This is a genomic window from Paenibacillus xylanilyticus, from assembly GCF_047246825.1.
Taxonomy (GTDB): domain Bacteria; phylum Bacillota; class Bacilli; order Paenibacillales; family Paenibacillaceae; genus Paenibacillus; species Paenibacillus xylanilyticus_B.
Genome location: NZ_JBFOLB010000001.1, coordinates 25,084 through 43,527 on the forward strand (window position 1 = coordinate 25,084; position 18,444 = coordinate 43,527).

Here is an 18,444-nt window from a genome sequence, read left to right on the forward strand (position 1 = left end):
TTCCGGTGGCAGGATCAGTATAATTATAGCGTAAGCCCGTGTTGGAAACCACGATGGAAAGGAATGTATATCCTATGTTGACCGTTAGTCATCTTCGTTGTGAGTATAAAATAAACCCGATTGGACTGGACGTGAAATCGCCCAGATTAAGTTGGCAATTACAATCGGACCAGCGCAACTGTGTACAATCAGCCTATCAGATTCAGTTGTCCCTAACTGAAGGGCATGAACAAATTGAATGGGATTCCGGCAAAGTAAGTTCGGATCAGTCCATATATGTGGAATTAAACCATTGGCTCCCTCAGGCTCGAAATCGTTATTTTTATCGCATCCGTGCCTGGGACGCGGCAGGGGAGCAATCTGCCTGGTCCGAAACAGCTTTCTTCGAGATGGGACTGATGGATGACACGAATGCTTGGCAGGCCAATTGGATTACGTCGAGACCGATTGACGAGCACGATTCATCCTGTCCTCGTCTTCGTACCACGTTTGAACTGGAACAGCCTATAGCCAGTGCGAGAATATATGTGACCGCCCTCGGGTTATATGAACTGCATCTGAATAACAAGAGAGTAGGGCAGGACTATTTTACACCCGGCTGGACCAGTTATGGTAAGCGATTACAATACCAGGTTTATGATGTCACGAATCTGCTTCAAGCTGGAAACAATATTCTAGGTGCCTATCTGGGAGATGGCTGGTATAAAGGGCACCTGGGATGGAACAAAGAGCAGAAAATATTTGGAGCTGAGGCAGCCTTACTGCTGGAGCTTCATATTCACTATGCTGATGGATCGGAACAACGCATTCTGTCCAATGAGGACTGGACGACAGCGAGCAGTGCCATCCGCATGTCGGACATTTATATGGGGGAGACATACGACGCACGGATGGAGGCGGATTGGACGGATACTTCTTCGACCATATGGGCTCCCGTCGAACGGCTTGAATATACGAAAGAGATCATCGTCGCTCAGGAGAATGTTCCTGTTACCAAAGTACAGGAGCTCAAGCCCATTGCCTTGCTCACAACACCTCAGGGAGAACGGGTGCTGGACATGGGACAAAATATGGTGGGCTGGGTGAAATTCAGTATCCAGGGTGAACCAGGGCATACGGTTGAATTAAGACATGCCGAGATTTTGGATCATGAGGGCAACTTCTATGTTGATAATCTTCGAGGAGCAGCGCAGTGTATTCAATACACCTTAAAGGGCGGGGGAACGGAGACGTACGAGCCTCATTTCACGTTTCAGGGATTTCGCTACGTCAAGCTTATCGGTTTCCCGGAAGCGGTTGACCTGGATCGTTTCACAGGCGTGGTACTGCACTCCAACATGGAGCGAACAGGTGATTTCAAGTGCTCCAGTCCCTTGGTGAATCAGCTCCATCACAACATACTGTGGGGGCAAAAGGGGAATTTTCTTGATGTTCCTACGGACTGTCCGCAGCGTGATGAACGTCTTGGCTGGACCGGTGACGCACAGATGTTTGTCCGGACAGCCTCGTATCTGATGAACACAGGACCATTCTTCACCAAATGGCTGCGGGACCTCCGAGCGGACCAGGGTGAGGATGGAGGTATTCCTTTTTTTGTTCCGGATTTGAGGAGTTCAACTTCCGAGGGATGGGGAGATACCAACCACTCTTCGGCTGCTTGGGGAGATGCGGCGGTAATCTGTCCGTGGACCATTTACGAGATGTATGGGGATGTCAGGCTGCTCGCTGAACAGTATGAGAGTATGAAAAGTTGGGTCCAGTATATCCATGAGCAGGGCAGCAATCCATATTTGTGGAACACCGGCTTTCACTTTGGAGACTGGTTGGGATTGGACTCCAAGCCGGACAGCTACATCGGTGCCACAGACAAGGATTTTGTGGCAACCGCGTTTTATGCCTATTCTGTCTCACTTGTGCAAAAAACGGCTGTCGTACTCGGCCAGGATGGAGATGCAGCATATTATGACAAGTTACATGACAACATTGTAGCTGCATTCCGGGAGGAATTTGTTACACCTGCGGGGAAAATCGCGGTTCCGACACAGACAGCCCATGTTCTCGCTCTTCATTTTGATCTGCTGGACTCCACTGCCAGGAAACGAGCCATCGATCAGTTGGGAAAATTGGTTGCAGAGTCGGGAAATCATTTGACAACCGGCTTCGTGGGCACTCCTTATTTGAACCCGGTTCTCAGCGATACAGGCCACCACGATCTGGCTTATACCTTGCTCTTTCAAGAAGATTACCCGTCATGGCTATATCAGGTTACGCAAGGGGCAACGACCGTTTGGGAACATTGGGACGGAATAAGAGAAGATGGAAGTCTCTGGAGTGCAGACATGAACTCATTCAATCATTATGCGTACGGAGCCATTGGTGAATGGTTGTATCGTTATGTGGCAGGCATTCGTTCTGATGAACAACATCCGGGCTTTCATGTTGTACACATCGAGCCAGAGCCCGGTCCTGGGATGGAGTGGGTCGAAGCAAGTCTCGACACGATGTATGGTCGTGTGGCATCAAGCTGGTATCGCCGGGAAAACAAGGGGATGGAGGTGCATGTAACCATTCCTGCGAATGCAACAGGGACTGTTGTTTTGCCGGGCGCAGACCTGCAGACGATTTTGGAGAGCGGGCTTCCTTTAAACGAGGTGCCTTATATTCAGGGAGTTCAAACGATAGAATCTCTTGTTAAGATCGAATTGGGATCTGGAAGTTATCAGTTCACATACAAATGTGTGGAGGAATCTGATGGCGTGATCGTGAAATAGTATAACTGCAGAACATTAGACCCGGGAAAGGATCTGCTTAAACGCAGGTCCTCTTTTCTTTTTGCATATAGAAATCAGGATGAGGAGAGTGTACTTCATATGGTAAAAGAACAAGTCAGACTGGTTAGACCCTCAGTTGTGTATAAAGCAGCTTACATGGCATTTTATCAGGACTGGCTCAAAAGTGGAGAATTGATGGTACCTTGGGTTATTGCCAAAGATCCCAGTGATTTTGAAGAAATGATAGCCTCTTTACGTCGAAGTGAACAAGGAATGGACATCCCTGAAGGTTGGGTGAAGGACAGTACATACTGGCTGGTAACGGAGAGCGACAATGTGGTGGGAGCCGTAAATATCAGGCATGAGCTTACCGAGAAACTGTTCAACAGTGGTGGACATATCGGCTACGGAATTCGCCCGGGAGAGCGGCAGAACGGGTATGGTTCACGGATTCTTGAGCTGAGTCTGGATAAGGCAAGGGAGCTCGGTATTGTCAAAGTGCTGGTTGTGTGTGACTCATACAATACAGCTTCCAAAAAAGTCATTCTTCGCAATGGAGGTGTACAAGATAAAGATTATATAGAGCCGGACGGAAACGTCGTGGAGCGATTCTGGATTGGCGATGTCGAATGATGTTGAATAATGATGTAAAATGGCGAAAATAATATGGATATCGATTGTATAACTCTCGCATGCTGATTACAATGAAGCGTAGAATCTGGATTGCGGCCGGAAACTATCATCCTATATCAGTCATAAGTGAGGTTTTATTATGAATCAACCGGTTAATCGGCCCCGGCGAATTGAGTATCTGGATCTCTATCGGGCTTTTGCCATCATGGCAGTGGTTGCCATCCATGCAACATCCACAGCAGTTGCGCACTATCCCAAGCAATCGATCGATCATGATTTTTATTATTTCTGGAACAGTTTTCTGCAATTTGCGGTGCCTGCATTTCTCTTTCTGTCCTCCCTTGTATTGTTCTACAACTACAGTGCCGGAACGAAGGAAAAGGGCTGGATGTTTAGGTTCTATAAAAAACGTCTGTTATATGTTTTTGTGCCTTATTTGATCTGGTCCCTGATTTATTTTCTGGTTAAACAGCTGCTGGCAGGCCATGATCCGATGACTCATTTGTTGGTCTTCCTTACACAATTGCTGACAGGAACAGCACATACGCATTTATACTTTTTTCTTATTATTCTTCAGTTTTATGCGATATTTCCACTGCTTCTTTTGCTGACCCGATATCGTTTATTTAAACATTGCTTACCCTTATTCTTTATTGCGGCACAGGCTATCTATTATGCATTGCATCTGCAGTTTCACTTCGAGCGAATGGGAAGTTTGCTGCCAAGTTACCTGATTGTTATCGGGTTTGGCGCCTGGATTGGCTTGAACTTCGATGTTTCGTTGAAGAAACTGCGTGCTTATCGCTATTTGCTAATCTTGGCCTTTTTAAGTGGGAGCGTCATTTTCATTTATGGCAGTGACTACATAAAAACGTCCTTTGCCGCTTTTCCGATCATGACCTATACGTTATTATTTTTGTTCCGCAATTTGTTTACACTTTCTGCCTGTTTGCTTTTGTTGATGACGTGTGAACGAGTGTATGCAAGAAAACGGGATCGAACCCGCATGACAACTCGCCTGCTGAATTCACTGGGGACAGCCGCCTTCGGTGTATTCTTGATGCACCCACTAGTGCTGATGTTCTGGAGACGTGAATTCACGTTGGCACTGGCTCACCATTATAGTCTTGGCATTATTCTGTCATATATCGCAGCGCTTTTGCTCTCATGGGCAATAGCGATTGGATTGCGGCGAATCAGATGGGGATGGGCGTTGATCGGAAGATAACCTTGATTCAGGTATACTAACATATGGATAAGAGATTTCAGGCTCCTGATTAAAAGGGATGGCTTGAAATCTCTTTTTAATTTGCTTTTAAAGAGGTAATATGGATGAATGTCCAGAAAATTCAAATGGTATAGTTGTCCAAATGAGGAGTGATCGGATGAAATTTGTTATCATTTTTGGTCCGCAAGCTGTGGGGAAAATGACAGTCGGGCAGGAATTGGAGAAAATCACGGATCTGAAATTGTTTCACAATCACATGACGATTGAACTTGTATCTCCCTATTTCAGTTATGGTAGCCCTCAAGGGAAAAGACTTGTGGGTCTGTTCCGACAGGAGATTTTTGAAGAAGTGGCGAAGAGTAATCTTCCCGGCTTGATTTTTACATATGTGTGGGCGTTCGATCTGGAGCAGGACACAGCGTATATTCGTAGCATTAGTGAATTGTTTTCCTCTCAAGGTGGGCAAGTGTGTTATGTCGAATTGGAAGCAGACACCTCGGAACGGTTGGATCGTAACCGTAGTCCGCACCGCCTTCTGCATAAGGCAACGAAGCGAAACGTAGAATGGTCTGAACAAGATTTGCTCGAGAGTATCAGGAAATATCGTTTGAATTCAGCGCCTGGAGAAATCACGCATGAGCACTATATTCGAATTAATAATACGCATAAAAGCCCTAAAGAGGTAGCCGAGGCGATCAAAAAAAGGTTTGATTTATAACCTGCAAAATCGACTCGTCAGGTAGAAAGGAAGGTTTACCATGAATAAGAACCCATTTAAAGACATTATTGCATCGGAAGAGGTCCTCAGAGAGATCTGTGGTAATCCGGGAGAATTGGTGAAGAATAAAACGATTACGTATCTGGATGAGCATTGTCAGCAATTTATAGCCCGATCTGGCTTAATATTTATGTCAACCAGCAATCGCTCAGGCTCATGTGATGTGTCTCCCCGAGGTGACGGTGAAGGATTTGTGCACGTCGTGGACCAGCAGCATTTGGTGATTCCGGAACGACCAGGTAACCGACGTTTTGACTCGCTGTTGAACATTCTGTCCAACCCGCACATCGGGTTGATTTTCGTTATTCCCGGACTTGATGAGACTCTGCGCATCAATGGCAGAGCAGCGATCATTCAGGATAGGGATCTTATGACGCAAATGCAGGCACAAGGCAAAACGCCTAAACTTGGCATTGCAGTGACGGTAGAAGAATGTTATATGCATTGTGGCAAAGCGTTTAAACGTTCGCACACATGGGAACCTGAGAGCTGGCCTGCCAAGGAGCAGTTGCCCAAACCGGCACGTATTATCGCTGCGCACGCTGGCAAGTTGGGCGTTACAGAGGACGAAGTTGCACGTTCGCTAAAAGAAACATACGAGAAACGATTGTATTGATTCGTTTCTCAGCAGGAGGAGGTGGAATCATTTGTTGATATTGGTCTTGATAATTGCAGGAGCCATTGTCAGTCTTTTGGTCCCGTATGGCACTGTCATCGTCATTGGCATTATACTCGGTCTTGTGGTGGATAATTATCGTAATACATTGTATCTTCGTGAGGACATTCGTGCGATTAAAAATCATTTGGGGCTGATGAACAATAAGGAATCCAAAGAGTACGAATTCGACAAAGAGTTCAAGCAAGTGGATCAACTCAGTTCCGATCAGATGAGTGTCATTAACAAGAGAATCGAAGCTGAGCTGGAGAAGGAAAGCAAAAAGAACAAGGATTGAACTTAGTCAGCCGAAGGAGGTACTTGTACAGGGACTGGAACGGCACGCCCCTTACAGAAGAGTGCTATGAAATAATTTATGTATGCCAAAAAATAACGGATCCGCTTCAGCCATCTTCTACGAATTGACCAGCTTTGGAATCGTATTTCGGTACATAGAAGATTGGAGCGAATAAAATAATTCGATCGGAACCAAATTAAATTTATTGTTGCAGAATGTAGAAAATTGTAATACCATGAACGCACATATCGTTGATATTGAAGTTGAGAAGGGCAGGACCTATTACCTCGTTGCAGGTGTGGCTTGTCTTTTTCTGTATATTGGGGTGGATAAAGTGAAAATCGAGAAGGTACTGAACAATAATGCTGTAGTTGCTATTCAGGATGATCGGGAAGTCATCGTCATTGGCCGGGGGATTGCTTTTCAAAAGAGGGCAGGTGATCTGGTTGCAGTGCAGCTTATTGACAAGATCTTTACTTTACAGAATGAAGATATCCAGGAAAACTTTAAAACATTAATCTCCAGCATACCACTGGAATACATGAAAGTTTCCGAAGAGATTATCGCTTATGCCAAACTGAAATTGGGCAAAAAACTGAATGACAGCATCTACCTCCATCTTACAGATCACATTCATTTCGCGATTGAGCGTTACCGCAAAAATCTGCCTATACGAAATGGGTTACTCTGGGAAACGAAGCAGTTATACAAGGATGAATACGAAGTGGGACTTGAAGCGCTCAACATGATCTGTGATCAGTTTGGGGTCCTTTTACCGGAAGATGAGGCCGGTTTTATGGCATTGCATTTTGTAAATGCAGCCTTGAACGAAGAAATGCCGAATATTCGAAGCATGACTCAGGTGATGCAAGAGGTGCTGACCATTATCAAATACCATTTCAAAATGGATTTTGACGAAAATTCGCTGAATTATTATCGATTTGTCACACATTTGAAATTTTTTGCCCAGCGTCTGGTAAAGGGGAAGCACTACAAAAATAACAATGATGATGAATTGTATGAGCTGATTCAGAAAAAATATCCTGAAGCGCATAAATGCTCGGAGAAAATCAAAAAATTCATTGAAAACAACTACACATATCAACTGACTAACGAGGAAATGATGTATCTGTCGATTCACATCGAACGTGTGGTGCACGCCACTTCCGAGTAAATTAAAAGACCAAAATCTTTTCTTAAAAAAACGCTTGCAAAACTGCAGAAGTTATAATATTATAAATCCATAAAGTAAGCGCATACAAAAATCGGTTTGTAACTGTTCAATCAGGCAATGCCGATCACTCCAGGTCAGTATAGACTGGTTGCAACTTACTTTAAGATGAAGTTGTTGAAGTAACAACCGAATATCGCTGTGTACAGCCTTACAGGGTTGCAACCATTAAGGGCAAAACCTGAATTGCTGAATAACATGACTTGTTTCCGGATCATCCGGCACGTTGTGTATGTTCAGTAGTTCAGGTTTTCTTTGTTTCACAAGCATGGGGAGTCTACTTAGAGAGGGAGAATTACTATGAATTACGATCAACTGGCCAAAGACATCCTATCCCGTGTAGGTGGTTCCGGAAACGTGAACAGCGTCTTCCACTGCGTAACCAGATTGCGTTTTAAACTCAAAAATGAAAGCGTTGCTAAAACGGAAGAGATAAAAAATCTGCCAGGTGTAATTACGGTTATGCAGAGTGGTGGACAGTATCAGGTTGTAATCGGCAATGAAGTGCCGGATGTATATAAAGCCATTGTAAAAGTAGGCAACTTGCCGACGGAAGGTCAAGTTGAAGAAACGAAGGAAGAATCGGGTAAAAAAGTAGGGCTGTTCAGCCGATTTATCGACATGATTTCGGGTGTCTTCACACCGCTGCTTGGTTTACTTGCTGCAACAGGGATGATCAAAGGTTTTACTGCCATGTTTTTATCCTTTGGATGGTTGACCGACACATCAGGAACCTACCAACTGTTGAATGCAACGGGTGACTGTCTGTTTTACTTCTTCCCGGTATTCCTTGGTTATACGGCCATCAAGAAGTTTGGCGGTACACCGTTCCTGGGTATGGCCATCGGTGCTACACTGGTTTATCCTACGCTGTCCGGTCTGACTGCCGGAGATCCGTTGTACACCCTGTTCACGGGTACGTTGTTTGAATCACCGATTCACATCACGTTTCTGGGCATTCCCGTTATTTTGATGAATTACTCATCATCGGTTATTCCAATCATTATCGCTACCTTCTTTGCAGTAAAAGTCGAGCGTTTCTTCAAAAATATCATTCCTAAAGTAGTTAGCACGTTCCTTGTTCCATTCTTTACTCTGCTTGTGATCGTTCCGGCAACATTCCTTGTTATTGGTCCGGTATCCACTTGGGCAGGACAATTGATCGGTGCAGGTGCAACAGGCATCTATGATCTGAGCCCACTCCTTACAGGACTCGTAATCGGCGGTTTGTGGCAAGTGTTCGTATTGTTCGGTCTTCACTGGGGTCTGGTGCCAGTCATGCTTCTGAACCTGAGTACGTCCGGAGCTGACCCGGTGGTTGCCATGTCGTTCGCCGCTTCCTTTGCTCAAATTGGTGCGGTACTCGCAGTTATGTTGAAAACTAAAAATGCCAAATTGAAATCATTGAGCATTCCAGCTTTCATTTCGGGCATCTTCGGTGTAACCGAACCGGCGATCTATGGTGTGACGCTTCCACTGAAAAAACCATTTATCATGAGCTGTATTGCAGGCGGAATTGGCGGAGCCATTTTGGGATTCTTCGGTTCGAAAATGTACATGTTTGGTGGACTTGGCGTATTCGGCTATCCAACCTTCATTAACTCGGCAACAGGCGTTGATTCCGGATTCTACATGGCACTTGTAGCAACAGCCGTTGCATTCGTTCTAGGTTTCGTTCTTACGTATGTCGTTGGTTTCAAAGATGCTGCTGCTGCAGCACCTGCACCTGCTTCGGAGCCAACACCTGTACTTGATCCAAATCCGAACAGCAAATTCGAAATTTTCAGCCCAATGGCAGGTGAGGTTGTTGAATTGAAAGATATCAACGACATTACTTTTGCCGGAGAGCATATGGGTAAAGGGATTGCGATTCGTCCAATCAATGGCAGAGTGGTATCCCCAGTCACTGGTGTCGTACAAACGGTATACCGCACAAAACATGCGATCGGACTTGTAACGGATGATGGCGTAGAAATGCTGATCCATATCGGACAAGATACCGTTCAGCTGAAAGGCCAATATTTCAATGCTCATGTGAAAGATGGAGATCGGGTTAACGTAGGCGATCTGATTATGGAGTTTGACCTGCAAGCGATCAAGGATGCCGGTTATGAGACCGTAACACCGATTATTATTACAAATACTTCGAATTATCTCGATGTTGTGGGCACAAAAAATGTATCTGTGGATGAAAAAGACAAATTGCTGACGGTGCTTGGCTAATCAACCTTTAGAACGAATAGGAGGAAAATCTTGATGTTTGAAAAGTTAACTTCCTTCCCGGAGAATTTTCTCTGGGGAGGAGCAACAGCAGCGAATCAGCTGGAGGGCGCCTATCTGGAAGCAGGCAAAGGATTGACTACGGTCGATCTGATCCCGGTTGGACCCAATCGATTCCCCATTGCGATGGGCAACCTGGATTCGTTTGAACCCAAAGAGGGCGAATTCTACCCTTCCCACGAAGCCATTGATTTCTATCATCGGTACAAGGAAGACATTGCTTTATTTGCAGAGATGGGATTCAAATGTTTCAGGCTTTCTATCGCCTGGGCCCGGATTTTTCCGAATGGAGATGACGTGGAGCCCAATGAGGCTGGACTTCAATTCTATGATGATGTCTTCGATGAATTGCTGAAATATAATATCGAACCTGTCGTTACCATCTGCCATTTCGATGTGCCTGTACACTTGGTGAAGACTTATGGCGGCTGGAAAAACCGCAAGATGATTGAATTTTTTGAAACCTATGCGAAGACGTTGTTCAACCGATATAAGGACAAAGTAAAGTACTGGATGACGTTTAACGAAATTAATATGCTGCTGCATCTCCCGTATATCGGTGCAGGCATAGTACTTCAGGAAGGGGAGGACAAGCAGCAGATCCTCTATCAGGCAGCGCATCATGAATTGGTAGCGAGTGCACTTGCCGTCAAAGCTTGTCATGAGATCATTCCGTCTGCAAAGATTGGATGTATGCTGGCCGCAGGCACGGTGTATCCATACACGTCCAATCCGGATGATGTATGGAAGGCGATGGAACAGGATCGCGAATCATTTTTCTTCATAGATGTTCAGTCCAAAGGTGCATATCCGGGCTACACGAAGCGTTTCTTCAGAGAACATGGCATTCATATTGAGATGCAGCCGGAAGATGCAGACATTCTTATGCAAAATACGGTGGACTATATTGGATTCAGCTATTATGCCAGCCGCTGTACAAGCACGGATCCGGAGATTTTAAAGGACTCGACCGAAGGCAATGTATTTGGTTCAGTAAAAAACCCATATCTGGATGCATCAGAGTGGGGATGGACAATTGACCCGAAAGGGCTGAGAATAACCTGTAATCAGCTGCACGACCGCTACGGCAAACCATTATTTATTGTCGAAAATGGACTTGGAGCTACCGATGTATTGTTGGATAATAACACTGTTGAAGATGATTATCGTATTGACTATCTCGATCGCCATTTTGCCGAGATGGCAGAAGCCATTCAGGATGGTGTGGAGATTATCGGATATACGAGTTGGGGACCGATCGACCTGGTCAGTGCAGGTACGGGAGAGATGAAGAAACGGTACGGGTATATCTATGTCGATCGAAACAATGATGGTTCGGGTTCACTGAAAAGGGTGAAGAAAAAAAGTTTCCATTGGTACAAAGAGATTATTGCTAATCAAGGCGCACAATATTTCAAATGATCATCTGTAAATGAAAGAAATCAAAAAAAGAAAGGGGCAAACTCGTGTTATACACGGGCTTGCTCCTTTTTGTGAAACAAACAACGGACTAAGCATATCTCACTCTACATTTAAAAGAACCCAGTTAAGGCACTTGCAGACTCCGATGTGCGTTCAGTCGACCATACTGCCAGTAGACACCAGAGCCCGATACCGGATCGGAGGCGAAGCATAATGCGTCTCGAATTTGCGCATTGGTTTTGCCCTGGGCAGCAAGCAAGGCTGCCGCACCTGCGACCTGTGGCGCAGCCATCGAGGTTCCGCTCATGTAGGCATACGAGCTGCCAATATACGTGGACAGGATGCTGTCGCCGGGAGCGGCCATATCGACCCATGAACCGTAGTTGGAGAAGTTGGATTTTAGATCAGAAGGGTTGGTGGAGGCGACGGCGATAACGTTGGGGTAGGATGCAGGCACAATGGGATAAGAGGTATTGTCATTGCCGGCAGCGGCAATAATGACCGCGCCACGATCCCAGGCATACTGCACCGCAGCCTGCAAAAAGGCATCGCCGACAGGTCCGCCCAAGCTCAGATTGACCACCTGTATTCCGTTGTTGGCAGCATAAACTAGCCCGTTCCCCACATTTCCCATGGTCCCCATCCCGTTGTCATCCAGCACACGAATGGGAACAATGGACGCGAGTGGAGCAACACCAGCGATCCCGGCCCCGTTATTCGTGACAGAAGCTGCAATCCCGGCGACATGTGTGCCGTGTCCGTTGCCGTCCTCGGGGATGGCGTCATAACTGACATAATCATAACCGGGTAGAAGCTTGCTGGCGAGCTCGGGGTGGTTCAGTTGGACTCCCGTATCGATGATGGCAATTTTGATGGAGCTGTTACTCTGGCTGATATCCCAGGCAGCAGGCGCGTTAATTTTTTGCAGGTTGTTTTGATAAGGAAAGTAAGGATCATTGGGGGTATAAGATGCCTGGGCGAGATAATTGGGTTCTACATGTTCGATGAGTTCGTGATCCTTATAGTTTTTTAACATACGGTGCATGATTTTTCTTGATTCTACCCGATACCAGCCCAGATCTTCATATGTTTCGGCAACTTTACATTTTCCTTTTTTATGCAAGGATTGCATTTGGTCTGGAGTGGTGCCATCTTTGAATTTGATTAAGAGCTGCTTGGGAGCATGGGGATGAAATTTTCTGGTTTCAAGGATGTCTTCCACGTAACGATATACGTATCCGATAGCGAGCAGGATTGCGGCAGAGATACCAAGCCATAACCACATCGGTTCTTCCCCCTTATGAAATTGAAATGGTGACACGGCTTATCGTATGCAGAATCTCTCAGATCGCGTGGGCTTTATAGCATTTTGGTTAGGAGTATAGATAGATTGATAGAATGAAATTAATTCGGTAAGATGGGTTGAAGCGAGCGGGCTCCGAAGAAATGAAGGGTTCGTATGAGCCTGCATCCAGGCACTAATATATAGAGAACAGGAATGAGAAATGTTGACACAATTCCAGACCGTACCCAAGATAATGAAGGTTCAGCTGAACCAGATTGAGGATGCCGTAGATTTTGCCATGCGTGTCCGCAGAGAAGTATTTCCAATGATGGATCATGGACAGTTACCTGCAGATCTGCTGCAATTCAGAGAACATTATATGGACAGGACCGATGCGGTCTTTCTGATAGCTGTAGTGGAGGAAGCCGGGATTGTCGGTTCCATTGGTATTTTGCCATATGATGGAAGAATTAAGGCGGTAGCCGGGCGTTACACTGAGAATGAGGCAGCTGAGCTGGTGAAGTGTTATGTGGATTCAAGATATCGGAGATATGGCATTGGCTCTCTGCTGGTAAGGGAACTGGAAAAGGTGGTATCCGACCTGCACTACACCACGCTATATTTACATACCCATCGCTTCCTGCCTGGTGCCGTTGATTTCTGGAAACGTCAAGGATATTCCATTCTTGTCGAAGAGAACGATGACTGGCAGACGGTTCACATGGAGAAAGTTATTGGGGGCATATGCATATGAACGCAATGACACGAAAAATAGTCTTTATCGATATCGATGGAACACTCGTGGATGATGATGGCAACATACCTATGTCAGCACAGAAGGCCTGCCAACAGGCAAGGGAGAACGGACATTTGCTCTATTTATGTACAGGCCGCTCCAAGGCGGAGATCTATGATACCATCTGGGACATAGGATTTGATGGTCTGATTGGTGCAGGTGGCGGTTACGTGGAATTTGGCAATGATGTACTTTATCATAAAAGAGTAACGGCTGAAGATGTTCGGCATATGGTCGATTTTTTCAATAAACATGAAATTGATTTTTATCTGGAATCCAATTCGGCTTTATACGCCAGTGCCAATCTTCAACCACATCTGGAACGTCGCATATACGGTGATGTGGAGAATGATCCGGCAGCCAGAGAAAAGAAGGAGAGGAAGCCGCATCCCTTTATCTCAGGACTGACTTACGGTGAAGCCGACTTGTACAAGGATGATGTCAATAAGGTGTGTTTTCTGGAAAGCTCTGTTGTTCCGTTTGAACGGATCAAGCAGGAGTTTCAAGGGAAATTTGAGGTTATTCAGTGCACGGTGCCTATCTTTGGAGAGGGAAGCGGAGAGTTAATGATTCCTGGCATTCACAAAGCGATTGCGATTGCAGATTTGCTGGAACATCTGGGCATGGGACGTGAAGATACATTTGCCATCGGCGACGGCATGAATGATGCGGAAATGCTGGAGTTTTGCAATGTGGGCATTGCCATGGGCAATGCGAAGCCGGGTCTGAAAGCCATTGCGGATGACGTTACCGGAACCATTGCAGAGGATGGACTATATCATAGTTTTGTGAAGTATGGATTAATCCAGTCTTAATGATTCTTGTCAATTAAAAGCGTGTTATTAACAGGCAGCTCGTGTATGAGGTGTCTGTTTTCAGCATCTAGGTTCAATATGGTTAAGAATTAAACCCTCCCGCATGAATTGTAAGCTGCAGAGAAAAATTATGGTGTAGGTTCGCTGGATTACATATTTACGGTGCATTGTCCGATATATAATAGGTACGCTCATTTACTAGAGATATAAAGGAGTGCAGAACATGGATATTGCAGCATTATCAATGGCCATGAGTCAAAGCTCACTTGCACAGTCAGCGAGTTTGCAAGTGATGTCAATGTCGAAAAACATGGCAGAACAGCAAGGGCAACAGCTTACGGAAATGTTAAAGTCAGTTCCAGCTCCGCATCCAAATCTGGGAGGCAGTCTGGATCTTTCCGTTTAGACACATTCAAGGATGTTTTTTAAAACCCATTTGCAGCAAGCAAAACCCACACGGCCTCAATTCGACTGATTTGAGGCTGTTTGGGTTGTTTGTTTTTTCGTAGTTATTTTTGTTGAATCACATCTCCAAATAGCTTGCGGGCCTTGTCCCAATCGACGCCAAGTTTACCTTGCCAGCCCGCCCATGGCATCTCCATGTCGGAGCGTCCTTTCGTATTGCTAAGCAGTAACTCGGCATTCTGAAGCTCTTCGATATTTGTCCAGTGATTTGCGCCAAGGGAGAGAACCTGGTTCGGCAGAATTCCTACTCTCGATAAGGATTGCAATATGCTGCGGCGGATGCCACCATGTCCTTTCACCAGTTTCTCTGCTGTGAGCCGTTTCTCGTATTTTCCCGGAGATTCATCGCTCTCTGCCTGATCCAAACTGCGAAGCAGTTGATTGAACGTATGAACGTCCTCATCACTCGGTGTAACCGTTCCTTGTTCAAATAGGGAGGCTAGCTCTGTCAAATCGGTATATGCCCCTAAACTTGTCCCACTGTAGTCATAACCCTGATGTAGAGCATGGCGGATAGAAGAAAGATTTTCCCATGACTCATTGCTATGACTGAATCCGCAGAATTTACAAGAAAGGAAACGTTCCGCTTGTTCATAAGAGTGCTCTTGCATGTGAATCATCATATGATAGCTTCCCAGTGTTGTTATGCCACGAGGAAAACTTCCACCAACACCGGCAACAAATGCATTGGTAACTGCGGACCAGGATAGATGTTCATTCTGCTGCAAAGTAATTAGCTTGTGGATGATCTCATCATGGCTAATCAACTCCAGATCATTGGGTACCCAGCCATGTGTGATTAATAAATCCTGTTCGGCAGCAGTAAGTGTATCCGTTTGATATATCATCACTTCGCGTTCTCTGTCGTACTCACCATTCGAATGCAGATATAACTTTTTTAGCACTTTCATGCTCTTTTTGTCCATGAGTAGCTCCTTCCTGAATACAGTTAGCTTCTCCTATGTACTTTCGGTTGGCCATCATTGCTTCATTTCATTATAAGTGAGATGATGGAAATATCACAGATGAGAAGCGGTGAAACATGCGAATTAACAAATACATAAGTGAAACGGGATTTTGCTCTCGCAGGGAAACGGACCGCCTCATTGCAGCTGGGCGTATAACGATCAATGGCAAGGTATGTGAAAAAGGGGCAGATGTCGAGCCCGGAGATATCGTCCTCATTGATGGCAAGGCAATTCCACAGGGTGACCGTGAATCCGTATACCTGGTTCTGAATAAACCGATAGGGATTGTCTGTACGGCTGCCCAACAAGTCGAGGGGAATATCATTCAGTATGTGAATTATCCATCACGCATTTTTGCCATTGGCAGGCTGGATAAAGCCTCGGAGGGGTTGATTTTGCTTACGAACGATGGAGGGATCGTCAATAAAATGATGCGTTCGGAGCATAATCATGAGAAAGAATATGTAGTGACCGTGGATAAACCCGTTACAGACGAATTCATACGATTAATGTCCCAAGGTGTTGAGATTCTGGACGTGGTGACCAAGCCTTGCGAGGTATATCCGGATAGCGAGAATGTTTTTCGAATCATTTTGACACAGGGACTTAACCTGCAAATTCGCAGAATGTGCAAAGCCCTGGGGTACAGAGTGCTCAAACTGGAGCGCATACGAATTATGAATATTACGCTGGACCAGCTGGAACGAGGACAATGGAGACATCTGGAGAAGCGTGAACTGGATGATCTCTTGTCCAGGCTAAAATAGAATCATCATCTGCGCTTGAATAGATGCATCCGAAAAGAATAAGCAATGTAAAATAAGGCACCAATCCGGAATGGATTCGTGCCTTATTTGCGTCAACTGAAAATGCGTTAATGGATCTCGGACAATCTCGATCTGGGGACGCGTTTTCGAGTTTTTCGTTCTGAAATATATGAACCCAGCAGCGTTAACAAAGCACCAAGCATCGTGATCCAGGTAATAGGTTCATGCAGTAAGAGTGCAGAAGCCACCAGTGTGATAACCGGAACAAGGTAGATATACACACTGGTCTTTACCGCTCCGAGGAGACTTACCGCCCGGTTCCAGGTCACAAAACACAAGGCAGACGCACCCACTCCTAGAAATAGAAGATTGAAGAGGTTGCCCATATCGGCAAATCGCCCAAGTTCGAAATGAAATTCGAACAGGAATAAGGCAGGCAGCATGAAGACTAGCCCGTAGAAGAACACTTTGCGTGTTGCACCGATGGTGTGATAGCGGAGCTCACCTATTTTACGCATGAGTACTGAATAGATGGCCCATACGGCAGGTGCCACAAAAGCAAGCAGATCTCCCAGTGGATTCAACTGCAGCATGAAACTCCCATTAAACGCGATCAGCACGATGCCTGTTAAGGCAACAACAAAACCAACGACAAAACGTCGGGTTAACGGTTCATCTTTCAGGAAGAAATGCGCAAGGACAGCGGTGAAAAACGGCGCAATGGAAACAATGACACCTGCATTGGAAGCCAGCGTGTATACAAGCGCAATATTTTCGATCAAAAAATACAAGGTGACCCCGCACAGTCCGGCGGCCATAAACAGCATCTCTTCCCGAAACGATGACACTCGCACCAAACGAGGATAGATCAGAAAGAGCACAACATATCCGATCAGGAAGCGGAAAAACAGAATTTCCACAGGCGTAAAATGAATCAAGAGCACTTTGGTGCTTATGAAGGTGGTCCCCCAGATCAAGATCGTAAGCAAGGCAAGCAGGTGACCGACCGAAACTTTATTTTGGCTCATCGTAACACACTGTCCTGCAACCGTTTGGAGTCGCCTTCATGGTTGAAGATGCGTCGGTATTGTTTGGGTGTCAAGCCGATCAGTTTTTTGAAAAAATTCGTGAAATGGCTCTGATCACTGAATCCTGTCTGGGCGGCCACTTCAATAGGCAGCATTCCTTGCTCCAATAAACGCTTGGCATGATTAATACGAATCGTCTCCAGGTAGCGATAGGGTGAGATACCCTTTTGGCGGGTGAATCGTCGCAGTAGGTGATATTTGCTCATCCCAGTCAATTCAGCTAACTCATTCAGCGTAATACTTTCCATATAATGAGACTCTATGTATTCGCATAAGCGTTTAATTTCGGTCGTGACGTCCTGCGAAGATAGGGGCGGTTCAGCATCCGCATAATCCCGAAGCAGCTGTTCCAGCAACAAAAGCAATAATTCTTCTTTGCCAAAATCGGATTGCTCTTCCAAAATCATTAAATGCAGCTCATGCAGGGAACTGACAAGTTCATGCTGGTAGAGAACAGGTGCCCTAAACCGGGGCAGGTAGTCTTGTCCGGTTATCTCTCGTGCTTATTCTCTCATGATCTCGGGTTGAATGTTAATACAGCGATAATCTAGTGTTCTTCCGTCAACCTGTTCGCAGGCATGGGGATCATGGGGGTTGAATACAATGATGTCCCCGGTATTCAACAGATACTCTTCGTTGTTGCACACGAGATGACGCTTGCCCTGCTCAATAAATCCAATGACGTAATAGTCATGAAAGTGGTTGGGGAATTTCTGCATAATTCCTTCGAATTGATAAGCTTCAAGCTGCAGATCGGTATCAAATACAACAGTTCGCACTTCGCGAGTCACATGCTGCACCTTCTTTCTCGTAAGTTCTTGTCATTATAATATGAAAAGAAGGAATATTCTTGGACGATATTGCTCGCTGTGTCCTTGTTTAAGCCTTGCAAAAAACCAAAGTACCCGCTGCCCTAATGGCAATTCGGGTACTTTGGTTAAATTATAGTTCATTTATGAGGGGA

At 45.5% G+C, this 18,444-nt stretch carries 16 protein-coding genes and 1 pseudogene; 13 read left to right on the forward strand and 4 right to left on the reverse strand.

Translation table 11 applies throughout. From position 1 onward, the window contains the following. Window positions 1-131: 131 nt before the first annotated feature. The 9 genes from AB3N00_RS00125 to AB3N00_RS00165 all read left to right on the forward strand — a co-directional run bounded on the left by AB3N00_RS00125 (window position 132) and on the right by AB3N00_RS00165 (window position 11,296). Complete coding sequence (locus tag AB3N00_RS00125; RefSeq protein ID WP_413032740.1) at window positions 132-2,771, forward strand: family 78 glycoside hydrolase catalytic domain; 2,640 nt, start codon at window positions 132-134, stop codon at window positions 2,769-2,771. Window positions 2,772-2,870: 99 nt separating this feature from the next. Further along, window positions 2,871-3,404 carry a GNAT family N-acetyltransferase gene (locus tag AB3N00_RS00130; protein WP_413032741.1) on the forward strand — a complete coding sequence of 178 codons (534 nt, stop codon included), beginning with the start codon at window positions 2,871-2,873 and terminating at the stop codon, window positions 3,402-3,404. A gap of 139 nt (window positions 3,405-3,543) precedes the next feature. Beyond that, window positions 3,544-4,632, forward strand: coding sequence for an acyltransferase (locus tag AB3N00_RS00135; protein WP_413032742.1), 1,089 nt, complete (start codon window positions 3,544-3,546; stop codon window positions 4,630-4,632). 157 nt (window positions 4,633-4,789) lie between these two features. Beyond that, window positions 4,790-5,350, forward strand: a complete 561-nt coding sequence (locus tag AB3N00_RS00140; RefSeq protein WP_413032743.1) for a shikimate kinase — start codon at window positions 4,790-4,792, stop codon at window positions 5,348-5,350. Window positions 5,351-5,390: 40 nt separating this feature from the next. Next, entirely contained in the window at window positions 5,391-6,026 is a 636-nt protein-coding gene (locus tag AB3N00_RS00145) for a pyridoxamine 5'-phosphate oxidase family protein (protein ID WP_413032744.1), read from the forward strand. A 31-nt stretch (window positions 6,027-6,057) separates the two neighbouring features. Further along, the gene (locus AB3N00_RS00150; RefSeq protein ID WP_413032745.1) at window positions 6,058-6,363 is read left to right on the forward strand and encodes a hypothetical protein; all 306 of its coding nucleotides are present in this window, start codon (window positions 6,058-6,060) and stop codon (window positions 6,361-6,363) included. Window positions 6,364-6,697: 334 nt separating this feature from the next. Beyond that, a complete protein-coding gene (gene licT / locus AB3N00_RS00155) occupies window positions 6,698-7,537 on the forward strand; it encodes a BglG family transcription antiterminator LicT (protein WP_413035144.1) in 840 nt (279 codons plus the stop codon). Between the two features lie 357 nt (window positions 7,538-7,894). Next, a complete protein-coding gene (locus tag AB3N00_RS00160; RefSeq protein ID WP_413032746.1) occupies window positions 7,895-9,817 on the forward strand; it encodes a beta-glucoside-specific PTS transporter subunit IIABC in 1,923 nt (640 codons plus the stop codon). A 33-nt stretch (window positions 9,818-9,850) separates the two neighbouring features. After that, window positions 9,851-11,296, forward strand: coding sequence for a 6-phospho-beta-glucosidase (locus AB3N00_RS00165; protein WP_413032747.1), 1,446 nt, complete (start codon window positions 9,851-9,853; stop codon window positions 11,294-11,296). Between the two features lie 124 nt (window positions 11,297-11,420). Here AB3N00_RS00165 and AB3N00_RS00170 read toward each other — a convergent pair whose 3' ends face one another. Further along, window positions 11,421-12,581 (reverse strand): S8 family peptidase, encoded by a 1,161-nt coding sequence (locus AB3N00_RS00170; RefSeq protein ID WP_413032748.1) that lies wholly within the window; start codon window positions 12,579-12,581, stop codon window positions 11,421-11,423. Between the two features lie 220 nt (window positions 12,582-12,801). On the opposite strand from AB3N00_RS00170, the gene AB3N00_RS00175 reads away from it, so the two are divergent. The 3 genes from AB3N00_RS00175 (at window position 12,802) to AB3N00_RS00185 (ending at window position 14,598) form a co-directional block, all read left to right on the forward strand. Next, window positions 12,802-13,335: a GNAT family N-acetyltransferase gene (locus AB3N00_RS00175; protein WP_413032749.1), complete on the forward strand. Its 534-nt coding sequence runs from the start codon at window positions 12,802-12,804 to the stop codon at window positions 13,333-13,335. Next, a complete protein-coding gene (locus AB3N00_RS00180; RefSeq protein ID WP_413032750.1) occupies window positions 13,332-14,192 on the forward strand; it encodes a Cof-type HAD-IIB family hydrolase in 861 nt (286 codons plus the stop codon). Before AB3N00_RS00175 ends, AB3N00_RS00180 begins: the two co-directional genes overlap by 4 nt. 223 nt (window positions 14,193-14,415) lie before the next feature. Then, window positions 14,416-14,598: a YjfB family protein gene (locus AB3N00_RS00185; RefSeq protein WP_175399089.1), complete on the forward strand. Its 183-nt coding sequence runs from the start codon at window positions 14,416-14,418 to the stop codon at window positions 14,596-14,598. Window positions 14,599-14,701: 103 nt separating this feature from the next. On the opposite strand, the gene AB3N00_RS00190 is transcribed toward AB3N00_RS00185, so the two are convergent. Continuing rightward, window positions 14,702-15,583 carry a hypothetical protein gene (locus AB3N00_RS00190; protein ID WP_413032751.1) on the reverse strand — a complete coding sequence of 294 codons (882 nt, stop codon included), beginning with the start codon at window positions 15,581-15,583 and terminating at the stop codon, window positions 14,702-14,704. A 116-nt stretch (window positions 15,584-15,699) separates the two neighbouring features. On the opposite strand from AB3N00_RS00190, the gene AB3N00_RS00195 reads away from it, so the two are divergent. Then, entirely contained in the window at window positions 15,700-16,392 is a 693-nt protein-coding gene (locus tag AB3N00_RS00195) for a pseudouridine synthase (RefSeq protein ID WP_413032752.1), read from the forward strand. 107 nt (window positions 16,393-16,499) lie between these two features. On the opposite strand, the gene AB3N00_RS00200 is transcribed toward AB3N00_RS00195, so the two are convergent. Next, the gene (locus AB3N00_RS00200; protein WP_413032753.1) at window positions 16,500-17,420 is read right to left on the reverse strand and encodes a DMT family transporter; all 921 of its coding nucleotides are present in this window, start codon (window positions 17,418-17,420) and stop codon (window positions 16,500-16,502) included. Further along, window positions 17,417-18,271, reverse strand: a pseudogene (locus AB3N00_RS00205) (helix-turn-helix domain-containing protein). The gene AB3N00_RS00200 and the pseudogene AB3N00_RS00205 overlap by 4 nt, the downstream one beginning before the upstream one ends. Window positions 18,272-18,444 lie beyond the last annotated feature (173 nt).

Coding starts and splice junctions, on each gene's coding strand:
- AB3N00_RS00130 (WP_413032741.1), top strand. CDS start 2,871: ATGGTAAAAGAACAAGTCAGACTGGTTAGACCCTCAGTTGTGTATAAA.
- AB3N00_RS00185 (WP_175399089.1), top strand. CDS start 14,416: ATGGATATTGCAGCATTATCAATGGCCATGAGTCAAAGCTCACTTGCA.
- AB3N00_RS00140 (WP_413032743.1), top strand. CDS start 4,790: ATGAAATTTGTTATCATTTTTGGTCCGCAAGCTGTGGGGAAAATGACA.
- AB3N00_RS00175 (WP_413032749.1), top strand. CDS start 12,802: ATGTTGACACAATTCCAGACCGTACCCAAGATAATGAAGGTTCAGCTG.
- AB3N00_RS00180 (WP_413032750.1), top strand. CDS start 13,332: ATGAACGCAATGACACGAAAAATAGTCTTTATCGATATCGATGGAACA.
- AB3N00_RS00165 (WP_413032747.1), top strand. CDS start 9,851: ATGTTTGAAAAGTTAACTTCCTTCCCGGAGAATTTTCTCTGGGGAGGA.
- AB3N00_RS00145 (WP_413032744.1), top strand. CDS start 5,391: ATGAATAAGAACCCATTTAAAGACATTATTGCATCGGAAGAGGTCCTC.
- AB3N00_RS00190 (WP_413032751.1), bottom strand. CDS start 15,583: ATGGACAAAAAGAGCATGAAAGTGCTAAAAAAGTTATATCTGCATTCG.
- AB3N00_RS00135 (WP_413032742.1), top strand. CDS start 3,544: ATGAATCAACCGGTTAATCGGCCCCGGCGAATTGAGTATCTGGATCTC.
- AB3N00_RS00170 (WP_413032748.1), bottom strand. CDS start 12,581: ATGTGGTTATGGCTTGGTATCTCTGCCGCAATCCTGCTCGCTATCGGA.
- AB3N00_RS00200 (WP_413032753.1), bottom strand. CDS start 17,420: ATGAGCCAAAATAAAGTTTCGGTCGGTCACCTGCTTGCCTTGCTTACG.
- AB3N00_RS00160 (WP_413032746.1), top strand. CDS start 7,895: ATGAATTACGATCAACTGGCCAAAGACATCCTATCCCGTGTAGGTGGT.
- AB3N00_RS00195 (WP_413032752.1), top strand. CDS start 15,700: ATGCGAATTAACAAATACATAAGTGAAACGGGATTTTGCTCTCGCAGG.